General features: G+C 68.1%; 17 protein-coding genes. 11 read left to right on the plus strand and 6 right to left on the minus strand.

Annotated features, from left to right (window positions below; all coding sequences use genetic code 11):
• Positions 1 to 24: 24 nt before the first annotated feature.
• A complete protein-coding gene (locus ABIE41_RS12395) occupies positions 25 to 1,782 on the minus strand; it encodes a P-loop NTPase fold protein (RefSeq protein WP_192640721.1) in 1,758 nt (585 codons plus the stop codon).
• Between the two features lie 203 nt (positions 1,783 to 1,985).
• Here ABIE41_RS12395 and ettA point away from each other — a divergent pair, with 203 nt between their 5' ends.
• Positions 1,986 to 3,638, plus strand: coding sequence for an energy-dependent translational throttle protein EttA (gene ettA, locus ABIE41_RS12400; protein WP_069055888.1), 1,653 nt, complete (start codon positions 1,986 to 1,988; stop codon positions 3,636 to 3,638).
• 91 nt (positions 3,639 to 3,729) lie between these two features.
• Here the strand turns inward: ettA and ABIE41_RS12405 are convergent, their stop codons facing one another.
• Positions 3,730 to 4,179, minus strand: coding sequence for a MarR family transcriptional regulator (locus ABIE41_RS12405; RefSeq protein WP_192640722.1), 450 nt, complete (start codon positions 4,177 to 4,179; stop codon positions 3,730 to 3,732).
• A 158-nt stretch (positions 4,180 to 4,337) separates the two neighbouring features.
• Here ABIE41_RS12405 and ABIE41_RS12410 point away from each other — a divergent pair, with 158 nt between their 5' ends.
• On the plus strand, positions 4,338 to 5,345 hold the full coding sequence (locus ABIE41_RS12410) for an alpha/beta fold hydrolase (protein ID WP_465247117.1): 1,008 nt from the start codon (positions 4,338 to 4,340) through the stop codon (positions 5,343 to 5,345).
• 122 nt (positions 5,346 to 5,467) lie between these two features.
• Here the strand turns inward: ABIE41_RS12410 and ABIE41_RS12415 are convergent, their stop codons facing one another.
• The gene (locus ABIE41_RS12415; RefSeq protein ID WP_354192100.1) at positions 5,468 to 6,349 is read right to left on the minus strand and encodes a LysR family transcriptional regulator; all 882 of its coding nucleotides are present in this window, start codon (positions 6,347 to 6,349) and stop codon (positions 5,468 to 5,470) included.
• A 108-nt stretch (positions 6,350 to 6,457) separates the two neighbouring features.
• Between ABIE41_RS12415 and ABIE41_RS12420 the strand changes: the two genes are divergently transcribed.
• Genes ABIE41_RS12420 through ABIE41_RS12430 form a run of 3 tightly spaced genes read left to right on the plus strand, consistent with a single transcriptional unit; the run spans position 6,458 to position 9,121 of the window.
• Entirely contained in the window at positions 6,458 to 7,798 is a 1,341-nt protein-coding gene (locus ABIE41_RS12420) for an acyclic terpene utilization AtuA family protein (protein WP_192640725.1), read from the plus strand.
• Position 7,799: 1 nt separating this feature from the next.
• The gene (locus tag ABIE41_RS12425) at positions 7,800 to 8,111 is read left to right on the plus strand and encodes an AtuA-related protein (RefSeq protein WP_192640726.1); all 312 of its coding nucleotides are present in this window, start codon (positions 7,800 to 7,802) and stop codon (positions 8,109 to 8,111) included.
• 53 nt (positions 8,112 to 8,164) lie between these two features.
• The gene (locus tag ABIE41_RS12430) at positions 8,165 to 9,121 is read left to right on the plus strand and encodes a Bug family tripartite tricarboxylate transporter substrate binding protein (RefSeq protein ID WP_192640727.1); all 957 of its coding nucleotides are present in this window, start codon (positions 8,165 to 8,167) and stop codon (positions 9,119 to 9,121) included.
• Positions 9,122 to 9,137: 16 nt separating this feature from the next.
• Here the strand turns inward: ABIE41_RS12430 and ABIE41_RS12435 are convergent, their stop codons facing one another.
• Both ABIE41_RS12435 and ABIE41_RS12440 read right to left on the minus strand, forming a co-directional pair.
• A complete protein-coding gene (locus tag ABIE41_RS12435) occupies positions 9,138 to 10,316 on the minus strand; it encodes an alpha-hydroxy acid oxidase (RefSeq protein WP_192640728.1) in 1,179 nt (392 codons plus the stop codon).
• A gap of 85 nt (positions 10,317 to 10,401) precedes the next feature.
• Positions 10,402 to 11,031 (minus strand): DUF6198 family protein, encoded by a 630-nt coding sequence (locus tag ABIE41_RS12440; protein WP_192640729.1) that lies wholly within the window; start codon positions 11,029 to 11,031, stop codon positions 10,402 to 10,404.
• 178 nt (positions 11,032 to 11,209) lie between these two features.
• On the opposite strand from ABIE41_RS12440, the gene ABIE41_RS12445 reads away from it, so the two are divergent.
• The 3 genes from ABIE41_RS12445 to ABIE41_RS12455 all read left to right on the plus strand — a co-directional run bounded on the left by ABIE41_RS12445 (position 11,210) and on the right by ABIE41_RS12455 (position 14,428).
• Positions 11,210 to 13,444, plus strand: a complete 2,235-nt coding sequence (locus tag ABIE41_RS12445; protein WP_192640730.1) for a glycoside hydrolase family 3 N-terminal domain-containing protein — start codon at positions 11,210 to 11,212, stop codon at positions 13,442 to 13,444.
• 129 nt (positions 13,445 to 13,573) lie between these two features.
• Positions 13,574 to 13,777 carry a cold-shock protein gene (locus ABIE41_RS12450; protein ID WP_114827192.1) on the plus strand — a complete coding sequence of 68 codons (204 nt, stop codon included), beginning with the start codon at positions 13,574 to 13,576 and terminating at the stop codon, positions 13,775 to 13,777.
• Between the two features lie 48 nt (positions 13,778 to 13,825).
• On the plus strand, positions 13,826 to 14,428 hold the full coding sequence (locus ABIE41_RS12455; protein WP_192640731.1) for an MOSC domain-containing protein: 603 nt from the start codon (positions 13,826 to 13,828) through the stop codon (positions 14,426 to 14,428).
• Here ABIE41_RS12455 and ABIE41_RS12460 read toward each other — a convergent pair.
• Entirely contained in the window at positions 14,425 to 15,288 is an 864-nt protein-coding gene (locus ABIE41_RS12460; RefSeq protein WP_192642748.1) for a DMT family transporter, read from the minus strand. The genes ABIE41_RS12455 and ABIE41_RS12460 overlap by 4 nt on opposite strands.
• 115 nt (positions 15,289 to 15,403) lie before the next feature.
• On the opposite strand from ABIE41_RS12460, the gene ABIE41_RS12465 reads away from it, so the two are divergent.
• The 3 genes from ABIE41_RS12465 to metF all read left to right on the plus strand — a co-directional run bounded on the left by ABIE41_RS12465 (position 15,404) and on the right by metF (position 18,838).
• Positions 15,404 to 16,807 (plus strand): aminotransferase-like domain-containing protein, encoded by a 1,404-nt coding sequence (locus ABIE41_RS12465; protein ID WP_210320802.1) that lies wholly within the window; start codon positions 15,404 to 15,406, stop codon positions 16,805 to 16,807.
• A gap of 79 nt (positions 16,808 to 16,886) precedes the next feature.
• Complete coding sequence (locus tag ABIE41_RS12470; RefSeq protein WP_192640732.1) at positions 16,887 to 17,927, plus strand: metalloregulator ArsR/SmtB family transcription factor; 1,041 nt, start codon at positions 16,887 to 16,889, stop codon at positions 17,925 to 17,927.
• Complete coding sequence (metF, locus tag ABIE41_RS12475) at positions 17,927 to 18,838, plus strand: methylenetetrahydrofolate reductase [NAD(P)H] (protein ID WP_192640733.1); 912 nt, start codon at positions 17,927 to 17,929, stop codon at positions 18,836 to 18,838. The genes ABIE41_RS12470 and metF overlap by 1 nt, the downstream gene beginning before the upstream one ends.
• Positions 18,839 to 18,939: the final 101 nt, after the last annotated feature.

Consider the following 18,939-nt stretch of genomic DNA (forward strand, 5'->3'; position numbering starts at 1 on the left):
CTGGCCGGGTTTTCGGGGAGCACGTCAGGCCTTGTCCGTCGGCACGAGGCCCGTCACCGCGGCCACAACGAGGGCCAGTGCGAGGACCAGGAGGGCAACACGCCAGCCTCGCGCCATGACGATCGCCGCGACCGTCTTCAGCTGGCCTCCGATCGTCTGAACGTCCCTGGCGACGGAGACGAAATCCCGGATGCCTTTCGAGGGGTCGTCCTGATAGGCGCGCCGGCCGAGTTCGACCAGATCGGATTTGTGCTTCTCATAGGCGGTTCCGATCGCATCGATCAGCGTCTGCGAGAGAGCGTCACGCTGTTCGGTCGGCACGGCCGCGACGGCTTTGTCGCGCGCCTTCTGCGCCCGGATCAGCGTGCGCTCGCTTTCGTTCAGGGCTTCGCGCGTGGCCGTCAGGGTGCTGGCCAGATTGTGGACGTGAGCGTTGACGCGCTCCACGAGGCGCGCGTGGAGATGGCGGCCCTGCCGCTCGGAGCCACCGGCGCGCAGCTGGTCGAAGAACTCGGCCGTCAGGCTGGCCCAGAGATTGGCGTCGGCATAGTGCCAGGCGTTGAAGCGAATCTGGACGACGTTCTCGACGAAATGCGTGCCTGTTTGTGGCTCCAGCTCGGCAGCGGGCTGTTCACTCGCCCGTTTGATTCGTCCCTCACGCTCCCTCTGGGTCAGGCTGCCGATTTCGCGCTGCAGCCGCTCCATGAAGCTCGATTTGCCGGAGCCCCATTCTCCGAAGAGTCCAATCGAGAGGGGTGTCGTCGTCTCCTCCACGCAGATCAGGCGCGCGAAGGCGGATACGTCGGGCCCGATGCCGAGCGGGTCGTCGTCGGTTGTCGATGCGCGATCGGCATCGAAACCGGGAAAGGCGCCGGATTGCGGCCCCTGGCGCGCGGGAGCGCCGAGCGCGGCCCAGGCGCTGTCCGCCCCCCTCAGGAACCGCAGCCAGACCCCAACATTCTCCCCGGCCTCTGGCGTTTCGAGAATGCGCTCGATCAGGCTTCTGCGCAGGGCCGACAGATCGAGGCCGACCGCCAGAGCATCCTTGCGCATCTGTTGCGCAACGGCCCGATCCGGAGAATCGAGCACGGCTACGATCAGGTGGCGTGCATCGAAGCGCGACCGGCCGACCGTCGCTTTCGCCAGCGCCACAGCCATCTGGACGGCGAGCGAAGCGGCCCGACGCAGCATGATGCCGCGACGGGGCGAGGCGAGCGTCGTGATGGTGCCATAGGAGGCGATCTTTTCCGCAGAAATACCCTGGGCTTCCGCCAGGTCGACCAGCCAGCGTGGTGTCGACCACGTCCCCCGCGGCTGCGTCACGCCGACGGCGACAGCTGCCTGCAGGATCAGCATCACGCCGATGGTGGCCGCCTCTTCGCCATCCCGGCGGATGGCCCGATCGCCCGCCGCACGCAGGATGGTGCGCGCGGCGTCGGAACGGGCGAGGCGCATCGCTTCGGTGAGAGAGAGCGTCGAGGCGGTCTTCGAGCCGGGCGCCGGGCTGGATGGCTCGCGCGCAGGCGGATCGTCCGAAGCGCGCTCAGGGGCGCGTCGGGCGCGTTCGCGCGGGCCGGACGAGGGCGGCACGTCCCGAGGCGACGAGTGGCTCGTTCCGGTCTCGGGTGGCGGGGTCCGGTCGGACCGATAGGGCAGGGCAAAGGACGAAAGGGTGCTCGATGATGTTGGCGAGGGTGGCTCGTGTGCCGACGACGTGCCGGGATCCGCGCCTTTGGTGGCCGGCCCGCGCCGCAATGCCTTCGCCCGATCCGTGGAACCCATCGCGCACTCCTGGACAATGGCGGCGATCAGAGGACGGTCACGGTCCCCGCGGTTCCCATTCTGATAAGCGGTTTCGATTTATGCAAGCATAGGTTGCGGTCGTCGATTTTTGCCGCCCGTTGCCTTCGCAGGCCCCGTCGCCTATCTAGCGGCCAGATTCCCGAAAGCCTGAAGTCCACGCCCGCAGCGGAGCCCGCACGCCCATGTCCCGCCAGTTCATCTACCATATGCGCGGCCTGTCGAAGACCTATCCGGGCGGCAAGCAGGTTCTCAAGGACATCCACCTGTCCTTCTATCCGGACGCCAAGATCGGCGTGCTCGGCGTCAACGGCGCGGGCAAGTCGACGCTGCTCAAGATCATGGCCGGGTTCGACAAGGAGTGGACCGGCGAGGCCTGGGTCGCCGAGGGCGCGCGCGTCGGCTACCTGCCGCAGGAGCCCAAGCTCGACGAGACGCTGAACGTCCGCGACAACGTCATGCTCGGCGTCGCGCCGCAGAAGGCCGTGCTCGACCGCTACAACGAGCTCGCCATGAACTATTCCGACGAGACCGCCGACGAGATGACGGCCCTGCAGGACGAGATCGAGGCCAAGGGGCTGTGGGATCTCGATTCCAAGGTCGACCAGGCGATGGACGCGCTGCGCTGCCCGCCCGACGACTGGGAGGTGGCCAAGCTCTCGGGCGGCGAGCGCCGCCGCGTCGCGCTCTGCAAGCTCCTGCTGGAGCAGCCGGAGCTGCTGCTGCTCGACGAGCCGACCAACCATTTGGACGCCGAGACCACCGCCTGGCTCGAAGGCCATCTGCGCACCTATCCTGGCGCGATCCTGATCGTGACCCACGATCGCTACTTCCTCGACAACGTCACCAGCTGGATCCTCGAGCTCGATCGCGGCCAGGGCATCCCCTATGAGGGCAACTACTCGGCCTGGTCGGTGCAGAAGCAGAAGCGCCTCGCCCAGGAGAACCGCGAGGACGTCTCCCGCCAGAAGACGCTGGAGCGCGAGCAGGAGTGGATCTCGGCCTCGCCCAAGGCCCGCCAGGCCAAGAGCAAGGCGCGTATCCAGCGCTATGACGAACTCGTCCAGAAGGCCAACAACAAGGGCCCCGACACCGCGCAGATCATCATCCCGATCGCCGAGCGGCTGGGCAACAACGTCGTCGATTTCGAGAACATCTCGAAGGGCTTCCAGGACAAGCTGCTGATCGACGGGCTGACCTTCAAGCTGCCGCCGGGCGGCATCGTCGGCGTGATCGGCCCCAACGGCGCCGGCAAAACGACGCTGTTCCGCATGATCACCGGGCAGGACAAGCCCGATGCTGGCACGATCAAGATCGGCGAGAGCGTCACGCTCGGCTATGTCGACCAGAGCCGCGACTCGCTCGACGACAAGAAGAACGTCTGGGAGGAGATCTCGGGCGGCAACGACATCCTCTATCTCGGCAAGCGCGAGATCAATTCGCGCGCCTATTGCTCGACCTTCAACTTCAAGGGCGGCGACCAGCAGAAGAAGGTCGGTTCGCTCTCGGGCGGCGAGCGCAACCGCGTCCATCTCGCGAAGATGCTGAAGGCCGGCTCCAACGTCCTGCTGCTCGACGAGCCGACCAACGACCTCGATGTCGATACGCTGCGGGCGCTGGAGGAGGCGCTGGAGGATTACGCCGGCTGCGCCGTGATCATCAGCCACGATCGCTGGTTCCTCGACCGCATCGCGACCCATATCCTCGCCTTCGAGGGCGACAGCCATGTCGAGTGGTTCGAGGGCAACTTTGCCGATTACGAGGAAGACAAGAAGCGACGGCTGGGCATCGACTCCACGATCCCCAAGCGCATCCAGTACAAGAAGTTCTCGCGCTGAGGCGCTCGTAAACAAAAAGCCCCGCGGCACCGAGTGTGCCGCGGGGCTTTTTCTATTTCTGGGCAGCGCCAGCGCTGCCAAAGCCGAGCGCCTAGCGCGACAGCGCCGTCCGCAGCGCGCCGATCCGGTCGGTAAGGCTGCGGGCCTCTTCCGCCGTCAGCCCCGTGGCTTCCTGAACGCAGGGAGGCACGCTGCGAGCCTTGTCGAGCAGGGCCTTGCCGCCTGCCGTCAGCCTCAGGCGGACCTGGCGCTCGTCGGCCGGATCGCGGCTGCGCGAGACCAGCCCTGCCGCCTCCATGCGCTTCAGCAGCGGCGTCAGCGTGTTGGATTCGAGGAAGAGCCGTTCGCCGATCTCGCCGACGGTGCGGTCGTCACGCTCCCAGAGCGTCACCATCACCAGATACTGCGGATAGGTCAGGCCGAGTTCGTCGAGCAGGGGCTTGTAGAGCCGGTTGAAGGCGTGGCTGGCGGAATAGAGCGCGAAGCACAGGAAGTCGTCGAGCTTCGGATCGGATGGCGGGGCTGGGGCGGTCATCGGCATCTCCTCGGTACGGGCTTAAAATAATCGTGCGCGATCCAATCGCAAGGGATTGACAGCGGCGAGGCTCGTCCTTATTAAATCGTTCACGATCTAATCGATAGCGATTGAAGATCGGCCGACGGTTCTCCGCCGGGCCACGCGAACCAGAAGGAGACGAGATCATGTCGAACGCCAATGAAACCGCCGCCCACAACCCCGCCCGCCGTGACCTGCTGAGCGGCCTCGCACTCGCCGCCGCGACCGCGACCGCCGCGTCCCTGCCCGCCGGCGAAGCCGCCGCCCAGTCGACGGCGGCGAAGAAGGCGCCCGCGCGCCGGGCCAAGCCGGTCGTTGATGGCGATTATGTCGTGACCCGCGAAGGCGTCCGGCTCTATTTCAAGGACTGGGGTCCCAAGGATGGTCCGATGGTGACGCTGAGCCATGGCTGGCCGCTCTCCTCCGACAGCTGGGAGAACCAGGCCTTCTTCCTCGCCAATAACGGCTTCCGGGTCATCAGCCATGACCGGCGCGGCCATGGCCGCTCCAGCCAGGTCTGGGACGGCAACGACATGGATCACTATGCCGACGATCTGGCGGAGGTGATCGAGGCGCTCGACCTCAGGAACATTTCGGCCTTCGGCTTCTCGACCGGCGGCGGTGAGGTGGCGCGCTATGTCGGCCGCCACGGCACGGGTCGTGTCGCCAGGGTCGGCTTCATCGCCGCGGTGACGCCGATCATGCTGCGCAAGCCCTCAAACCCCGACGGCGTGCCGCTGGAGGTCTTCGACGGCATCCGCAAGGGCTTCCTCGCCGACCGTGGTCAGCTCTTCCGTGACATCGCATCGGGCCCGTTCTTCGGCTACAACCGCCCCGGCGCCAAGGCGAGCCAGGGCGCGATCGAGGCCTGGTATGCGCAGGGCATGCAGGCCGGCTTCAAGAACACCTTCGACTCGATCAAGGCGTTCTCGGAGACCGACTTCGTCGCGGATCTGAAGAAGGTCGACCGGCCGACGCTGATCGTCCATGGCGACGACGACCAGATCGTCCCGATCGAGACCACTGCGCGGGCCGTCAAGCGGCTGCTGCCGAACGCGACCCTGAAGGTCTATGAGGGCGCCCCGCACGGCCTCTCCGAGACCCACAAGGACCGGCTGAACCAGGACATGCTCGCCTTCCTCAAGGCCTGAGCAATCCAGACGCAAGGATGGAGGCGGGGGCGCAGTGTGCCCCCGCAGCCGTTTCCACGTTGGTAGCCTCGCGCACAAAGCCCCCGACATCGCCGCGCGGGTTCCGACGCAAGCGGCGGGCTCTACGCCTCCAGCGGTGGTGCCAGGGCTTGTTGCAATTCCTGCAGGAACAGCGCGCTGGCCGGCGGAAGGGTGCGACCGGCGCGTCGGATCACGGTGATCCGCCGGGTGAAGGCAGGCGAGCCGATCCGCCGGGACCGCAGCTCGGCGACGGCCCGAACCTCCATGGCCGAGCCGGGCAGGATCGCCACGCCGAGGCCGGCGCGCGCCATGGCCGCGGCCGTGCTCATATAGGTCGCCTCGGCGGCGACCTCGATGCGCAATCCGGCCGCCGCAAAAGCCTGGTCCACGACCTGCCGCACGCTGGTGGCGCCGTCCATCAGGATCAGCGGATGGGCGGCAAGCTCCGCCAGCGACATTTCCCCCTCACGATCCAGCGCATGGCCGCAGGGGAAGACGGCGTGCATGCGATCGGTGGTCGTCAACAGCGCTTCGAGGTCCCGCAGGTCCAGGCTCCCGCCCGTGATGCCGAGATCGACCTCCTCGGATCGCGTCGCCGCGTTGACGGTGGCGGCGATGGCGTCCCGGATGACGAAGAGGATGTCAGGATGGGTCCGGCGGAAGCGGGCGATGACCTCCGGCAGGATGCCCGAGGCGATCGACGGCAGGACGGCCAGCCTGACGACGCCGCGACCGAGGCTGGCCTGGGCCCGGCTTTCGCTGACCACGCTGTCGAGCTCTCGGACGAGACGGTCCAGGACCGGCAGCAGCTCCCGCCCCGCTCGCGTCAGAGCGACGCTGCGGGTGTTGCGGTCGAAGACGCGAAGCGCGAGCGCCTGCTCGAGGTTGCGGATCTGGACCGTCAGAGCCGGCTGGGAGAGGGCGATCTGGTCGGCCGCGCGGGTGAAGCTTCCCGTCGCGGCGACGGCCAGAAAAGCCCGCATCTGGCGAATATCGATATTCATAGCTCAAATTAATCACTGCGATCCGATCAATTCAATTGTCCTATCGGACGGCGCATGGTCCCTTCTGTCGCATCAGGGAGCAGGATTGTGCGGCAGGTTCGGCTGGGAGCGGGAGCGGGTTTCTCGGGCGACAGGATCGAGCCCGCGGTCGAACTCGCCGAACAGGGCGCGCTCGATTATCTCGTTTTCGAGTGCCTCGCCGAGCGAACCATCGCGCTGGCTCAGCAGGCCCGCCGCCGGGACCCCGACAGCGGCTTCGATCCGCTTCTCGCAGCCCGGTTCGCTGCGGTGCTGCCGGCCTGCCGGGCCGCCGGGACACGCATCGTTACCAATATGGGCGCGGCAAATCCGCTGGCGGCCGCCGCGGAGGCGCGGCGGGTCGCGCGCGAGAAGGGGCTTGGTCCGCTCGTCATCGCCGCCATCACGGGCGACGACGTGCTGGCGGCCCTCGATGGCGACTGCGTGATCGAGGAAACCGGGCAACGCATTGCCGATCTCGGCGACATTCTGGTTTCGGCGAACGCCTATCTGGGGGCCGAGCCGATCGCCGAGGCGCTGGCGGGCGGAGCCGACATCGTCATCACCGGACGCGCCGCCGATCCCTCGCTCTATGTCGGACCGATCCTGCACGCCTTCGGCTGGGCCGCCGATGACTGGAGCAGGCTCGGCCAGGCGACGCTGGCGGGCCATTTGCTCGAATGCGCCGGACAGGTCACGGGGGGCTATTTCGCGGATCCCGGCTTCAAGGACGTTCCTGGACTGGCGAGGCTGGGTTTTCCGATCGGCGAGTTCAGCGAAGACGGCTCTCTGGTGGTGACCAAGGTCGCCGGCAGCGGTGGCGTCGTTTCGCCCGCCACCTGCAAGGAGCAGATCCTCTACGAGGTGCATGATCCCGCGCGCTATCTGACGCCCGACGTGACAGCCGATTTCTCGCGCGTCCGTGTCGAGCCAATCGGGCCTGACCGGGTCGCCGTCAGCGGCGCGACCGGTCGTCCCCGGCCCGACGGGCTCAAGGTCTCGCTCGGCCTGATGGAGGGCTTCATCGGCGAGGGGCAGATCTCCTATGCCGGGTCCGGTGCGGTGGGCCGCGCGGCCCTGGCCCGCGAGATCCTGCGGGAGCGGCTGTCGCGAACGGGCATCGCACCGCAGGACCTGCGCTGTGACCTCATCGGCCTCGATGCGCTGCATGGCGAGGCGCTGTCGGATGCCGGCGGCCGCGAGCCCTATGAGGTGCGCCTGCGCGTTGCCGCCCGCACGACCGATGCTGCCACCGCCGCGCTGATCGGCGCCGAGGTCGAGGCGCTTTACACCAACGGGCCCGCCGGGGGCGGCGGCGTCAGCCGGCAGGTGCGGGAGGTGCTCGGCATCCGCTCCGTGACGATCCCGCGGACGAGCGTGCGTCCGATGATCACCTGGCTGGAGGCGTGAGATGAAGCTGCGCGCCATTGCCCATTCGCGCTCCGGCGACAAGGGCGACGTCTCGAACCTCTCGCTGATCGCGCATGATCCCGCCGATTACCCGTTGCTGCTGCGCGAGGTCACGGCAGCGCGCGTCAAGGCGCATTTCGGCTCGCTCGTGGCGGGTGAGGTGATTCGCTACGAGGTCGAGAGCCTCGGCGCGCTGAATTTCGTGATGCGCCAGGCGCTGGGCGGCGGCGTGACGCGATCGCTGTGCCTCGACACCCACGGCAAGAGCCTGAGCTCGGCGCTGCTCGATCTCGAGATCGAGCCAGGCCCGTGACCTACGGCGCAGAGACACCCGATCCAAGAAAAACAGCACAAGGAGGAAAAGCCATGAAAACGATCATTGCCGCACTGGTCGCGGGACTTACGCTGGCGCTGCCGGCCGCCGCGCAGGACTTCCCGAGCCGCAGCATCAAATTCGTCGTGCCCTTTGCCGCGGGCAGCGCGACCGATGCCGTTGCACGCATCCTCGGGGACCATGTTTCCAAGACCCTGGGCAAGCCGGTGGTGGTCGAGAACCTCGCCGGCGCGAGCGGCGTCATCGCCGCCCAGAACGTGGCCCGCGCCGAGCCGGACGGGCACACTGTCCTGATCACCACCAACACGACCCACGGCGCCAATCAGAGCCTGCTGAAATCGGTGCCCTATGATGCGGTCGGCAGTTTCGAGGCGATCGGCAAGATCGGGACGATCACCCTGGCGCTGACGACCCACCCCTCCGTTCCGGCCAAGACCGTCGCCGAACTGGTGGCTTACGCCAAGGCCAATCCCGGAAAGCTGACCTTCGGTGCCGGGTCGAGCTCGTCGCGCATCGCCGGCGAGATGCTGAAGTCGCTAGCGGGCATCGACCTGACCTATGTGCCCTATCGCAGCAATCCGCAGGCGATCACGGATCTGCTCGGCGGGCAGATCAACATCGTCTTCGCCGACATCTCCACGACGATGCCGCAGGTTCGCGCCGGCAAGGTCAACGGGCTGGCGGTTTCGACGGCCAATCGCAGTACGCTCGCGCCCGATCTGCCGACGATGGTCGAGGCCGGCGTGGCCGGCTATGATCTCGCGGCGTGGTTTGCCGCCTTTGCGCCGGCCAAGACCCCGAGGCCCACAGTCGAGGCGCTGCACAACGCGATCGCGGCGGCGCTGGCCGACAAGCCAACGCAGGAGCGCCTCCTGGCGGCGGGCATCGAGCCCGAGGGCAGCGCGCCCGATGCGCTGAAGGCCTTCGTCGTCGCCGAGATCGCGAAATGGGCCGACATCGTCAAGAAGGCCGGCATCCAGCCCGAGTGAGGCGTGGGGCGGCGGATCAGACCGCCGCCGTCGCCAGCCGCTGCATCGCGCCCTCGCGGCCGCCGACGAGGATCTTCTCGTCCACCGCCTTGATGTCGCGCAGGCCGCAGAGCGCCATGGTGACGTCGAGCTCCTTGCGGATGATCTCGAGGCAGCGGGTAACGCCGGCCTCGCCCATCGCGCCGAGCCCGTAGAGGAAGGCGCGGCCGATGAAGGTGCCGTGCGCGCCGAGCGCCAGTGCCTTGATCACGTCCTGGCCCGAGCGGATGCCGCCGTCGAAGAGCACCTCGATGCGGTTGCCGACCTGGTCGACGATGGTGGGCAGGGCCTCGATCGAGGAGAGGGCGCCGTCGAGCTGCCGGCCGCCATGGTTGGAGACGATCAGCGCGTCGGCGCCGCTCTGCGCGGCGAGTTCGGCATCCTCTGGGTCAAGGATGCCCTTGATGATGAGCTTGCCGCCCCACTGGTCCTTGATCCGCTTGACGTCGTCCCAATCGAGCTTCGGGTCGAACTGGTCGGCGGTCCAGGAGGAGAGGGAGGACATGTCGGCGACGCCCGAGACATGGCCGACGATGTTGCCGAAGCTGCGCCGCGGAGTGTCGAGCATTTTCAGACACCAGCGCGGCTTGGTCGCGAGGTTGATCAGGTTGGCGAGCGTCGGCTTGGGCGGAGCGGAGAGGCCGTTGCGGATGTCCTTGTGGCGCTGGCCGAGGATCTGCAGGTCGAGCGTCAGGACGAGCGCCGAGACGCCGGCGCGCCGGGCCCGCTCGATCAGCCGCGCGCTGAAATCGCGGTCCTTCATCACATAGAGCTGGAACCAGAACGGGTTGCCGACATGGTTGGCGATGTCCTCGATCGAGCAGATGCTCATGGTCGAGAGGGTGAAGGGCACGCCCGCCTTGGCGGCGGCCTTGGCGGCCAGGATCTCGCCATCGGGATGCTGCATCCCGGTCATGCCGGTGGGGGCGAGCGCGACGGGCATCGTGACCTTCTCGCCGATCATGGTCGATTCCAGCGTGCGGTTGGTCATGTCGACCGCGACGCGCTGGCGCAGCTTGACCTTGGCGAAATCGGTCTCGTTGGCGCGGTAGGTGCCTTCGGTCCAGGCGCCGGAATCGGCGTAATCGTAGAACATGCGCGGGACACGGCGCTTCGCCAGCAGGCGCAGGTCTTCGATGGTCAGGGGCTGGGCCATGGTGTCGAGCCTCGTCGCTTTGGGTCACCCGCGGCGGTGACTCGCATGCGCCGCCGCGGGGCGCAAGACCGGCGATCCGCCGCGGTCAGGACACGCCCATATAGCGGCCCGGCTTGTGGTTCATGCCGAGCACCGCATTGAGGACGAGCGTGCCGATCAGCGAGATCGCCAGCCGGTCGGGCGGGAGGACAAAGGCTGCCGCCAGGAAGATGCCGGCGTCGATGGAAAGCTGGACCCAGCCGGCGCGCCAGCCGCGCTTCTCCTGCAGATAAAGCGCGAGGATGTTGACGCCGCCGATGGCGGTGCGGTGGCGGGCTAGCGCGAGCAGTCCGAGCCCCATGATGCTGCCGCCGGCCAGCGCCGCATAGAGCGGCTGGACGCTGGCGATGTCGAGCCAGAGCGGCGTCGCCTGGACCAGCAGCGAGACGATGCCCACGGCGACGAAGGTGCGCAGGGTGAAGGGCAGGCCCATGCGGCGGAAGGCGAGCCAGTAGAAGGGCAGGTTGACCGCCGAGAAGAGCAGGCCGAAATTGAGCCCGGTCGCATATTGCAGCAGCAGGGCGAGCCCCGCCGCGCCGCCGGTCATGATCGTCGCCTTGGCGAAGAGCGCGATGCCGATCGAGACCATCAGCGTCCCCAGCAGGATCGCCAGCGCGTCTTCATAGAGCCGGTGCCGCTCCGTCGACGAGGCGAGGGGGGCGGTGGTCTGTGGCATGGCGGGATGTTCCGATTCAGGGCGCGTTCAGCCGGAGCCTGCGATGCAACGGGCGAGCCAGCGGCGTGGCGGGCCGGGATGGTTGAGCCGGTCCGGGCATTCCTGTAGGGCGGCGTTCGACGCCCGTCACCTGTCTCGCTGTCCGTCCGGCCCGGTCTCCTGTCGAAAGATGCGCTTCATGATCCCGCGGCTCGCCGCCACGCTCCTCGTCCTCGGCCTGCTCCTGCCGGCATCCCTGACCGTTGCTCCCGCGCAGACGGCAGCCGTCCCACCGGCGACGCCCGTCGCCTGGAAGACCGGTGCGGAGTCCAGGGCGATCGAGCGGCGCATCGACGCGCTGCTGGCAAAGATGACGCTGGAGGAAAAGGTCGGACAGCTGCATCTGTCGGGGCGCGGCGACGGCTTCGACATCAGCCAGATCAAGGCCGGGCGCATGGGCGCGGTGATGAACTTCGTCGTGCCGGCGGAGGTGCTGGCGGTGCAGAAGGCGGTGCGCGAGAGCCGCCTCAAGATCCCGCTGATCATCGGGCTCGACGCGGTCCATGGCTTCTCGACCTATTTCCCGCTGCCGCTCGGCCAGGCTTCGAGCTGGAATCCGGCGCTGATTGAGCAGGCAGCCTACTGGACCGGGCGCGAGGCATCGGCTGCCGGCATCAACTGGACCTTCGCGCCGATGGTCGACATGTCGCGCGATCCACGCTGGGGTCGCGTTCTCGAGGGCGCGGGCGAGGACGTGCATCTGGCGTCCGTCGTCGCGGCGGCGCGGACGCGCGGCTACCAGCGCGGCGGTGTCGCGACCTCCGTGAAGCATTTCGTCGGCTATGGTGCGGGCGAGGCGGGGCGCGACTACAACTCGACCTGGATCCCGACGAGCCAGCTCCACGACCTGCATCTGCCGCCCTTCAAGGCGTCGTTCGATGCCGGGTCGATGACCGCGATGGCGGCCTTCAACGCGCTCAACGGCATGCCCTCGACCGCCCATCGCGGGATGCTGACGGACCTATTGCGCGGGCAATGGGGCTTCCGGGGCTTCGTGACCTCGGATTTCGGCTCGATCACCGAGTTGCGCCTGCACGGCATCGCCAAGGACGATGCCGAAGCCGCGCGCAAGGCGCTGCTCGCCGGCATCGACATGGACATGATGGGCGACGTCTACCACAAGCACCTCGCCGCCGAGGTGAAGGCCGGTCGCGTGCCGTTAAAGGCGTTGGACGAGGCGGTGCGGCGGGTGCTGCGGGTCAAGTTCCATCTTGGCCTGTTCGAGAAGCCCGATGTCGATCCCGCTGCCGCGCCGGCGCTGATGCAGACGGAAGGCGCGCGCCAGGTGGCGCTGCAGGCGGCGCGGGAAGGCGCGATGCTGCTCAAGAATGGCGGTGGCGTCCTGCCGATCGGCTCTTCGGTCAAATCCGTCGCCGTCATCGGCGCGATGGCGCGCCCCGAGGACGAGCGGGTCTGGACCGACCCTGCCGGGCTCGGCCGCCGCACCGTCCAGGGCCTGCCCGAGGCCCTGAAGGAGCGCCTCCCGGCTGATGTCGCCGTCACCTATGAACCGGCCTTCACCAAGGCCTGCGGAACGGAGTTCGCCGACAAGGAGGCCGCCATCCGCGCCGCCGCTGCGAGCGACCTCGTCGTCGCGATGCTCGGCGAGGATTGCGAGTTCATGGGGGAGGGGGCCTCGCGCACGAAGCTCGACTTGCCGGGCGTTCAGCAGCCCTTGCTCGAGGCGCTGGTGGCCACCGGCAAGCCGGTCGTGCTGGTGCTGGCGACCGGGCGCCCGCTCGTCCTGACCTGGGCCGATGCCCATGTCGCCGCGATCCTGCAGACCTTCCATGGCGGCACGGAAGGGCGCACCGCCATCGCCGACATCCTGAGCGGCAAGGTCAATCCCTCAGGCCGCGTGCCGATGAGCTTCCCGCGCTCTGTCGGGCAGATCCCGGTCTATTACGACCACCTGCCGACGGGGCGGCCGCAGAAGATCCGCCAGCGCTATGAATCGATCTTCATGGACGAGGCGAACGAGCCGCTCTACCCGTTCGGCCACGGCCTCTCCTACACGGCCTTCACCTATGCGAATGCCCGCGTGTCGCGGCCGTCCATGGGGCTCGACGGCAGCGTCGAGGTGTCGGTCGACGTCACTAACACCGGCACCCGCGAGGGGCAGGAGGTTGTGCAGCTCTATATCCGCCAGCCGGTCGCGAGCCGCTCGCGCCCCGTGCGCGAACTGAAGGGCTTCGACAAGCCGATGCTGCGCCTGGGCGAGACTCGGACGGTGCGGTTCAGGCTCGAGGCGCGGCATCTCGGCGCACATGACGAGGCCGGCCGCTACGTCGTCGAGCCCGGTCTCATCGAGATATATCTAGGCGGATCGTCGCAAACCTCGCTGATGACGCAGGTGACGTTGACCAAGTCTTGATCGGAGACGGTTTAAACGGCTGCGCTTTGCTCTCGACAACCAAGACATTTCGGACAATCCTTGCTGCTGTGGCTGTCGGCCAGAGCAACCGGCCGCCGCAACGACGCTTAGGCTTCAAGGGATGCGGCGATGGCGACCGGGACCGTCAAGTGGTTCAATACAGAAAAGGGCTTCGGCTTCATTCAGCCTGCTGATGGCGGCAAGGATGTGTTCGTGCACATCACTGCCGTTAAGGAAGCGGGCATGATGACGCTGACCGAGGGGCAGAAAGTCTCGTTCGAACTGAAAACCGAACGGGGCAAGACGGCGGCGGGCTCGCTGCAACTGCTGTGACCCGCGGCCGCGGTTGACAGCGTCGTCGGCGGACAGCATGCCGCCGATGTGAAAAACACGCCCGTCATCGGCCGCGTCGCCAGTGTTCTCGTCGCGTCGGGACAATCCCCGTCACGGCACCCTTTTGTCACGGCGGAAGCCGCGACGCTGACCCTCGATCACGCCGGCATCGTCGGCGATCTCCATGCTGGTCCGACACGGCGATCGGGCCCGCGCGAAGCCTGGCTCCCGCGGGGCTTACCACTCCGCAACGACCGCCAGCTCTCGGCGCTGTGCCCTGACGAACTGGCCGTGATCGCCGCGGCGCTCGATCTCCCTGCGCTGCCGCCCGACTGGCTCGGCGGGAACCTCCTGATCGAGGGCGTGCCGGGCTTCTCCCGCATCGCGCCGGGCAGCCGGCTCGCCATCGGTGGCGGCTGGGGTGGGGCGGGCCGCTTCGACGGCAGCGCGATCCTGCATGTGGAAGCCTACAACCTCCCCTGTCGGCGTGCGGGTGCGGCGGTCGCGGCGGCGAGCGGGCGCCCGGAACTGCTGTTCCGCTTCGTGAAGGCGGCTGCGAGCCTGCGCGGGCTGGTGCTGAGCGTTGATCTGCCCGGCCCGATCACGCCGGGCGACGCGGTGGTGCTGATCCCGCCCGTCACCGCCAGCTAGCGAGCCAAGCGCCGGGCCCCGGCGACGCAGGCCGCGACGGCCGCCGACGCCATCAGCATCGGCCAGGTCACCGTCTCGCCCAGCAGCAGCCCCGCCAGCGCGAGGCCGAAGAAGGGCTGCAGCAGCTGCAACTGCCCGACCGCCGCGATGCCGCCCTGGGCGAGCCCGCGATACCAGAAGACGAAGCCGATCAGCATGCTGAAGAGCGAGACATAAGCGAGGCCGAGCCAGGCGGGCAGGCCCGTTGCCAAGAGGCTGTCGGGGCGCAGCACCAACGCGGCGCTCGCCGTCACGGGGAGCGCCAGCAGCAGTGCCCAGGAGATGACCTGCCAGCCGCCGAGCCGCCGCGACAGCGTCGCGCCCTCGGCATAGCCCCAGCCGCAGACGACGATGGCCGCGAGCATCAGCAGGTCTCCGGTCGGCGCGGCAGCGAAGCCTTGTGTCAGGGCGAAGCCGACGACCAGCGCGCTGCCGAGGCCCGACAGCAGCCAGAAGGCCGGACGGGGCCGCTCACCGCCGCGCAGCACGCCGAAGAGTGCGGTCGCGAGCGGCAGCAGGCCGATGAAGACGATCGAATGTGCCGCCGTGACGTGGCGGAGCGCCAGCGCCGTCAGCAGCGGGAAGCCGATGACGACGCAGAGCGAGACGATCAGCAGCGGCAGCAGATCGGTGCGCGATGGGCGCTTCTCGCGAAAGAGGAGCAGGAGCGCGAGCCCGAGAAGGCCTGCGATGGCAGCGCGGGCGAGCGTCAGGAAGACCGGGTCGAAATCCGCCACCGCCACCCGCGTCGCCGGCAGCGATCCCGCGAAGATGATCACCCCCAGCAGCCCATTCATTAGGCCGCTCGTCCTGTCGTCGATCATGCTGTTTCCGCTTCGTCCATCGAGCGGTCATCGCCGGGGACGGCCCCTATCTGCCAGAGACAGGGTCGGACAATTCGGGCAAACTGTACCGGTGACAGGTGGGAACAGTTCCATGGCTCCAGCAGCAGATGCAGTGGCCTCCGGCACGCGTGTCGGCACGGTGATGAGTGCCATTCGCGAGCGCATTGCCGGCCGCAGGCTGGCGCCCGGCGCACGGCTGCCCTCGATCCGGGCCTTCGCCGAGACGATGGCGGTCTCCAAGTCGACCGTGGTCGAGGCCTATGACCGGCTGGCCGCCGAGGGGGCGATCGAGGCGCGTCGCGGCTCCGGCTTCTTCGTCTCCGGCCCGGCGCTGCCCTTCTCGCCGGCCGATCTCGGGCCGCGGCTGGAGCGCGCGGTCGATCCCTTCTGGGTGTCGCGACAGACGCTGGACGCCGGCGACACGGTTCTGAAGCCGGGATGCGGCTGGCTGCCGGCAGAGTGGCTGCCGCAGGAAAGCCTGCGCCGGGCGCTGCGCGCGCTCTCGCGCGCATCCGACGAGACGCTTGCTGACTACGGAACCCCGCTCGGCCTTGCACCGCTGCGGCAGTGGCTGTCGCGCCGGCTGGCGGGGCATGGCATCGAAGCCGCGCCGGACCAGATCCTGCTCACCGAATCCGGCACCCAGGCGCTGGATCTCGTCTGCAGCCTGCTCGTGGAGCCCGGTGACACGGTACTCGTCGACGACCCCTGCTACTTCAACTTCCATGCCCTGCTGCGGGCGCATCGCGTGCGGATCGTCGGTGTCCCTTTCGGGCCCAGCGGTCCCGATCTCGCCGCCTTCGAGCAGGTGCTGGCCGAGCACCGGCCGCGCCTCTACGTCACCAATTCGGGCCTGCACAATCCGACCGGGGCGAGCCTCTCGCCGGTCGTTGCGCATCGGCTTCTCAAACTGTCCGAGCCGTTCGGGCTGACCATCGTCGAGGACGATATCTTCGCCGATTTCGAGCTGGAGCCGGCACCGAGACTCGCGGCCTTCGACGGGCTGGAGCGCGTCGTCCAGATCGGAAGCTTCTCGAAGTCGCTCTCGGCCTCGGTGCGCTGCGGCTACATCGCCGCCCGACGGGACTGGATCGAGGGGCTGATCGACCTGAAGATCGCGTCCTCCTTCGGCACCGGGCGGATGGCGGCCGAGCTGGTCCTGGGGGTGCTGAAAGATGGCGGCTATCGCCGGCACATGGACGGGCTGCGCACGAGGCTGGCGCGGACGATGGGCGAGACGGCCGCCCGATTGAGCGCGATCGGCATCGAGCCCTGGATCGAGCCGCGCGGCGGCATGTTCCTGTGGTGCCGCCTGCCGGAGGGGCTGGATTCCGCGGTCATCGCGCAGCGGTTGCTGGCGCAGGACATCGTGCTGGCGCCGGGGAACGTCTACAGCTTGTCGCAGAGCGCCAGCCGTTTCATGCGGTTCAACGTCGCCCAGTCCGGCGATCCGCGGCTGTTCGCGGCGCTGGGGACGATGATGCGATCACGCTGACGTCCTCTGGCGGCTCAGGAGGGAGGCCAGCCAAAATGCAGTTGCGCGCTCTGTGGAAGTGACATAAACATATCTTTATATGTTTTTGGCTGATGTGGAGCCTGTCTTGCGCCTACCGACCACCCTGCCGTCCGACGTTCTGCTGGCCGCTCTCCGTGCGGCGGGCGAGGAGACGCGGCTGCGCATCCTGGCGCTGCTGTCGGAGGGGGAGTTGTCGGTTTCGGACCTGACGGACATCCTCGGCCAATCGCAGCCGCGCATCTCGCGCCATCTCAAGCTCCTGGCCGAGGCCGGGCTGGTCCGTCGCTCGCGCGAAGGCGCCTGGGCCTTTTTCCGCCTGGACGAGACCGGGGCGGGCGGGGCCTTCGCCGCCTCGCTGGCCGCCTGGCTCGACCGAACCGACCCGGTCCTGATCGCTGATCGCGAGCGGCTCGCCGCCGTGCGGGGCACGCGTGCCGAGGTTGCGCAGGCCTATTTCGCCAGCGTCGCGCGCGACTGGGACCGGCTGCGCTCGCTGCATGTGCCCGACGAGGCGGTCGAGGCCGCCGTCGAGGCCGCGGTGGGGAAGGGCACGCCGGGCAGCCTGCTCGATCTCGGTACCGGCACGGGCCGGATGCTCCAGCGCATCGCGCCGAAATTCGGCCGCGCGGTCGGCGTCGACGCCAACCACGCCATGCTGGCGGTGGCCCGCGCCAATCTCGAGGCCGCCGGTCTGGCCCGCGTCGAGCTGCGCCAGGGCGACATCTATGCGCTGCCTTTTCCGCGCGGCAGCTTCGACCTCGTGGTGATCCATCAGGTTCTGCACTTCCTCGACGATCCCGGCCGCGCCGTGCGCGAGGCGGCGGCGATGCTCGCGCCCGGCGGACGGCTGATCGTCGTCGATTTCGCCCCGCACGAGATGGAGTTCCTGCGGACCGAGCATGCGCATCGCCGCCTCGGCTTCTCGCGGGCGCAGATCGCCGGCTGGTTCGCCGAGAGCGGGCTCGCCTGCGATCTTTCCGATGAAATCACGCTTGCCGGCGGTGGCTCCGGCCAGTTGCCGGTCATGCTCTGGCGGGGTTGCGACCGGCGTGTCCAGTCCGATCCGATGCCGCGACGCACCAATCTCGAGGTGGCCTGATGAACGCTTTTCGACCCAGCCGGCACGGCTCGCGCCGCCCGAAAATCTCCTTCGAATTCTTCCCGCCCAAGACACCGGAGATGGAGGTTTCGCTCTGGGAGAGCGTGCGCCGGCTGGAGCCGCTGGCGCCGTCCTTCGTCTCGGTGACCTATGGTGCCGGCGGCTCGACGCGCGAGCGCACCCATGCCACCGTCAAGCGCATGGTCGAGGAGACCGCGCTGAAGCCGGCGGCCCATCTCACCTGCGTCTCCGCCTCCCGCGACGAGGTCGACGAGGTCATTCGCGGCTATTGGGATGCCGGCGTGCGCCATGTCGTAGCGCTGCGCGGCGATCCGGCAGGCGGGCTCGGCACGGTCTACGAGCCGCATCCGGACGGGTATCACCAGACTTCGGATCTGGTGGCGGGCCTGAAGCGCATCGGCGACTTCGAGGTCACGGTCTCGGCCTATCCGGAGAAGCATCCCGAGGCGGCCTCGCTGGAGGCCGATATCGACGCGCTGAAGAAGAAGGTCGACGCCGGGGCGACGCGCGCGATCACCCAGTTCTTCTTCGATAACGACGTCTATTTCCGCTATCTCGACAAGGTCCGCGCCGCCGGGATCGACATCCCGATCCTGCCCGGCATCGTGCCCGTCCAGAATTTCAAGCAGACCGCGAATTTCGCCCGCAAGACGGGAGCGAGCGTGCCGCAATGGCTGGCCGACCGCTTCGAGGGGCTGGAGGAGGACGCGGCGACGCGCCGCCTCGTGGCGGCGGCCGTCTGCGCCGAACAGGTGCTGGATCTGATCGATCGCGGCGTCGGCGACCTGCACTTCTATACGATGAATAAAGCCGATCTGGTCTATGCGATCTGCCATCTCGCCGGGGTCAAGCCGGAGCGTGGCGAGGCGCAGGCGGTCGCGGCGGAGTGAACGCGTCACTGCGAGGTTAGCGACGCAACACAGGCCTCTCTGGCTACCTGATGCTTCGCCGCCTTGCTCCTCGCAATGACGGCAAGGGCGCCGCCGGCGCC

It is taken from the genome of Bosea sp. OAE506 (assembly GCF_040546595.1).
Lineage (GTDB): Bacteria > Pseudomonadota > Alphaproteobacteria > Rhizobiales > Beijerinckiaceae > Allobosea.

Bases quoted from the DNA above. Each gene is read 5' to 3' on its own strand.
- ABIE41_RS12395 (WP_192640721.1), bottom strand. From the start codon at position 1,782: ATGGGTTCCACGGATCGGGCGAAGGCATTGCGGCGCGGGCCGGCCACC.
- ettA (WP_069055888.1), top strand. From the start codon at position 1,986: ATGTCCCGCCAGTTCATCTACCATATGCGCGGCCTGTCGAAGACCTAT.
- ABIE41_RS12405 (WP_192640722.1), bottom strand. From the start codon at position 4,179: ATGCCGATGACCGCCCCAGCCCCGCCATCCGATCCGAAGCTCGACGAC.
- ABIE41_RS12415 (WP_354192100.1), bottom strand. From the start codon at position 6,349: ATGCGGGCTTTTCTGGCCGTCGCCGCGACGGGAAGCTTCACCCGCGCG.
- ABIE41_RS12425 (WP_192640726.1), top strand. From the start codon at position 7,800: ATGAAGCTGCGCGCCATTGCCCATTCGCGCTCCGGCGACAAGGGCGAC.
- ABIE41_RS12430 (WP_192640727.1), top strand. From the start codon at position 8,165: ATGAAAACGATCATTGCCGCACTGGTCGCGGGACTTACGCTGGCGCTG.
- ABIE41_RS12435 (WP_192640728.1), bottom strand. From the start codon at position 10,316: ATGGCCCAGCCCCTGACCATCGAAGACCTGCGCCTGCTGGCGAAGCGC.
- ABIE41_RS12440 (WP_192640729.1), bottom strand. From the start codon at position 11,031: ATGCCACAGACCACCGCCCCCCTCGCCTCGTCGACGGAGCGGCACCGG.
- ABIE41_RS12445 (WP_192640730.1), top strand. From the start codon at position 11,210: ATGATCCCGCGGCTCGCCGCCACGCTCCTCGTCCTCGGCCTGCTCCTG.
- ABIE41_RS12450 (WP_114827192.1), top strand. From the start codon at position 13,574: ATGGCGACCGGGACCGTCAAGTGGTTCAATACAGAAAAGGGCTTCGGC.
- ABIE41_RS12465 (WP_210320802.1), top strand. From the start codon at position 15,404: ATGGCTCCAGCAGCAGATGCAGTGGCCTCCGGCACGCGTGTCGGCACG.
- ABIE41_RS12470 (WP_192640732.1), top strand. From the start codon at position 16,887: ATGTTTTTGGCTGATGTGGAGCCTGTCTTGCGCCTACCGACCACCCTG.
- metF (WP_192640733.1), top strand. From the start codon at position 17,927: ATGAACGCTTTTCGACCCAGCCGGCACGGCTCGCGCCGCCCGAAAATC.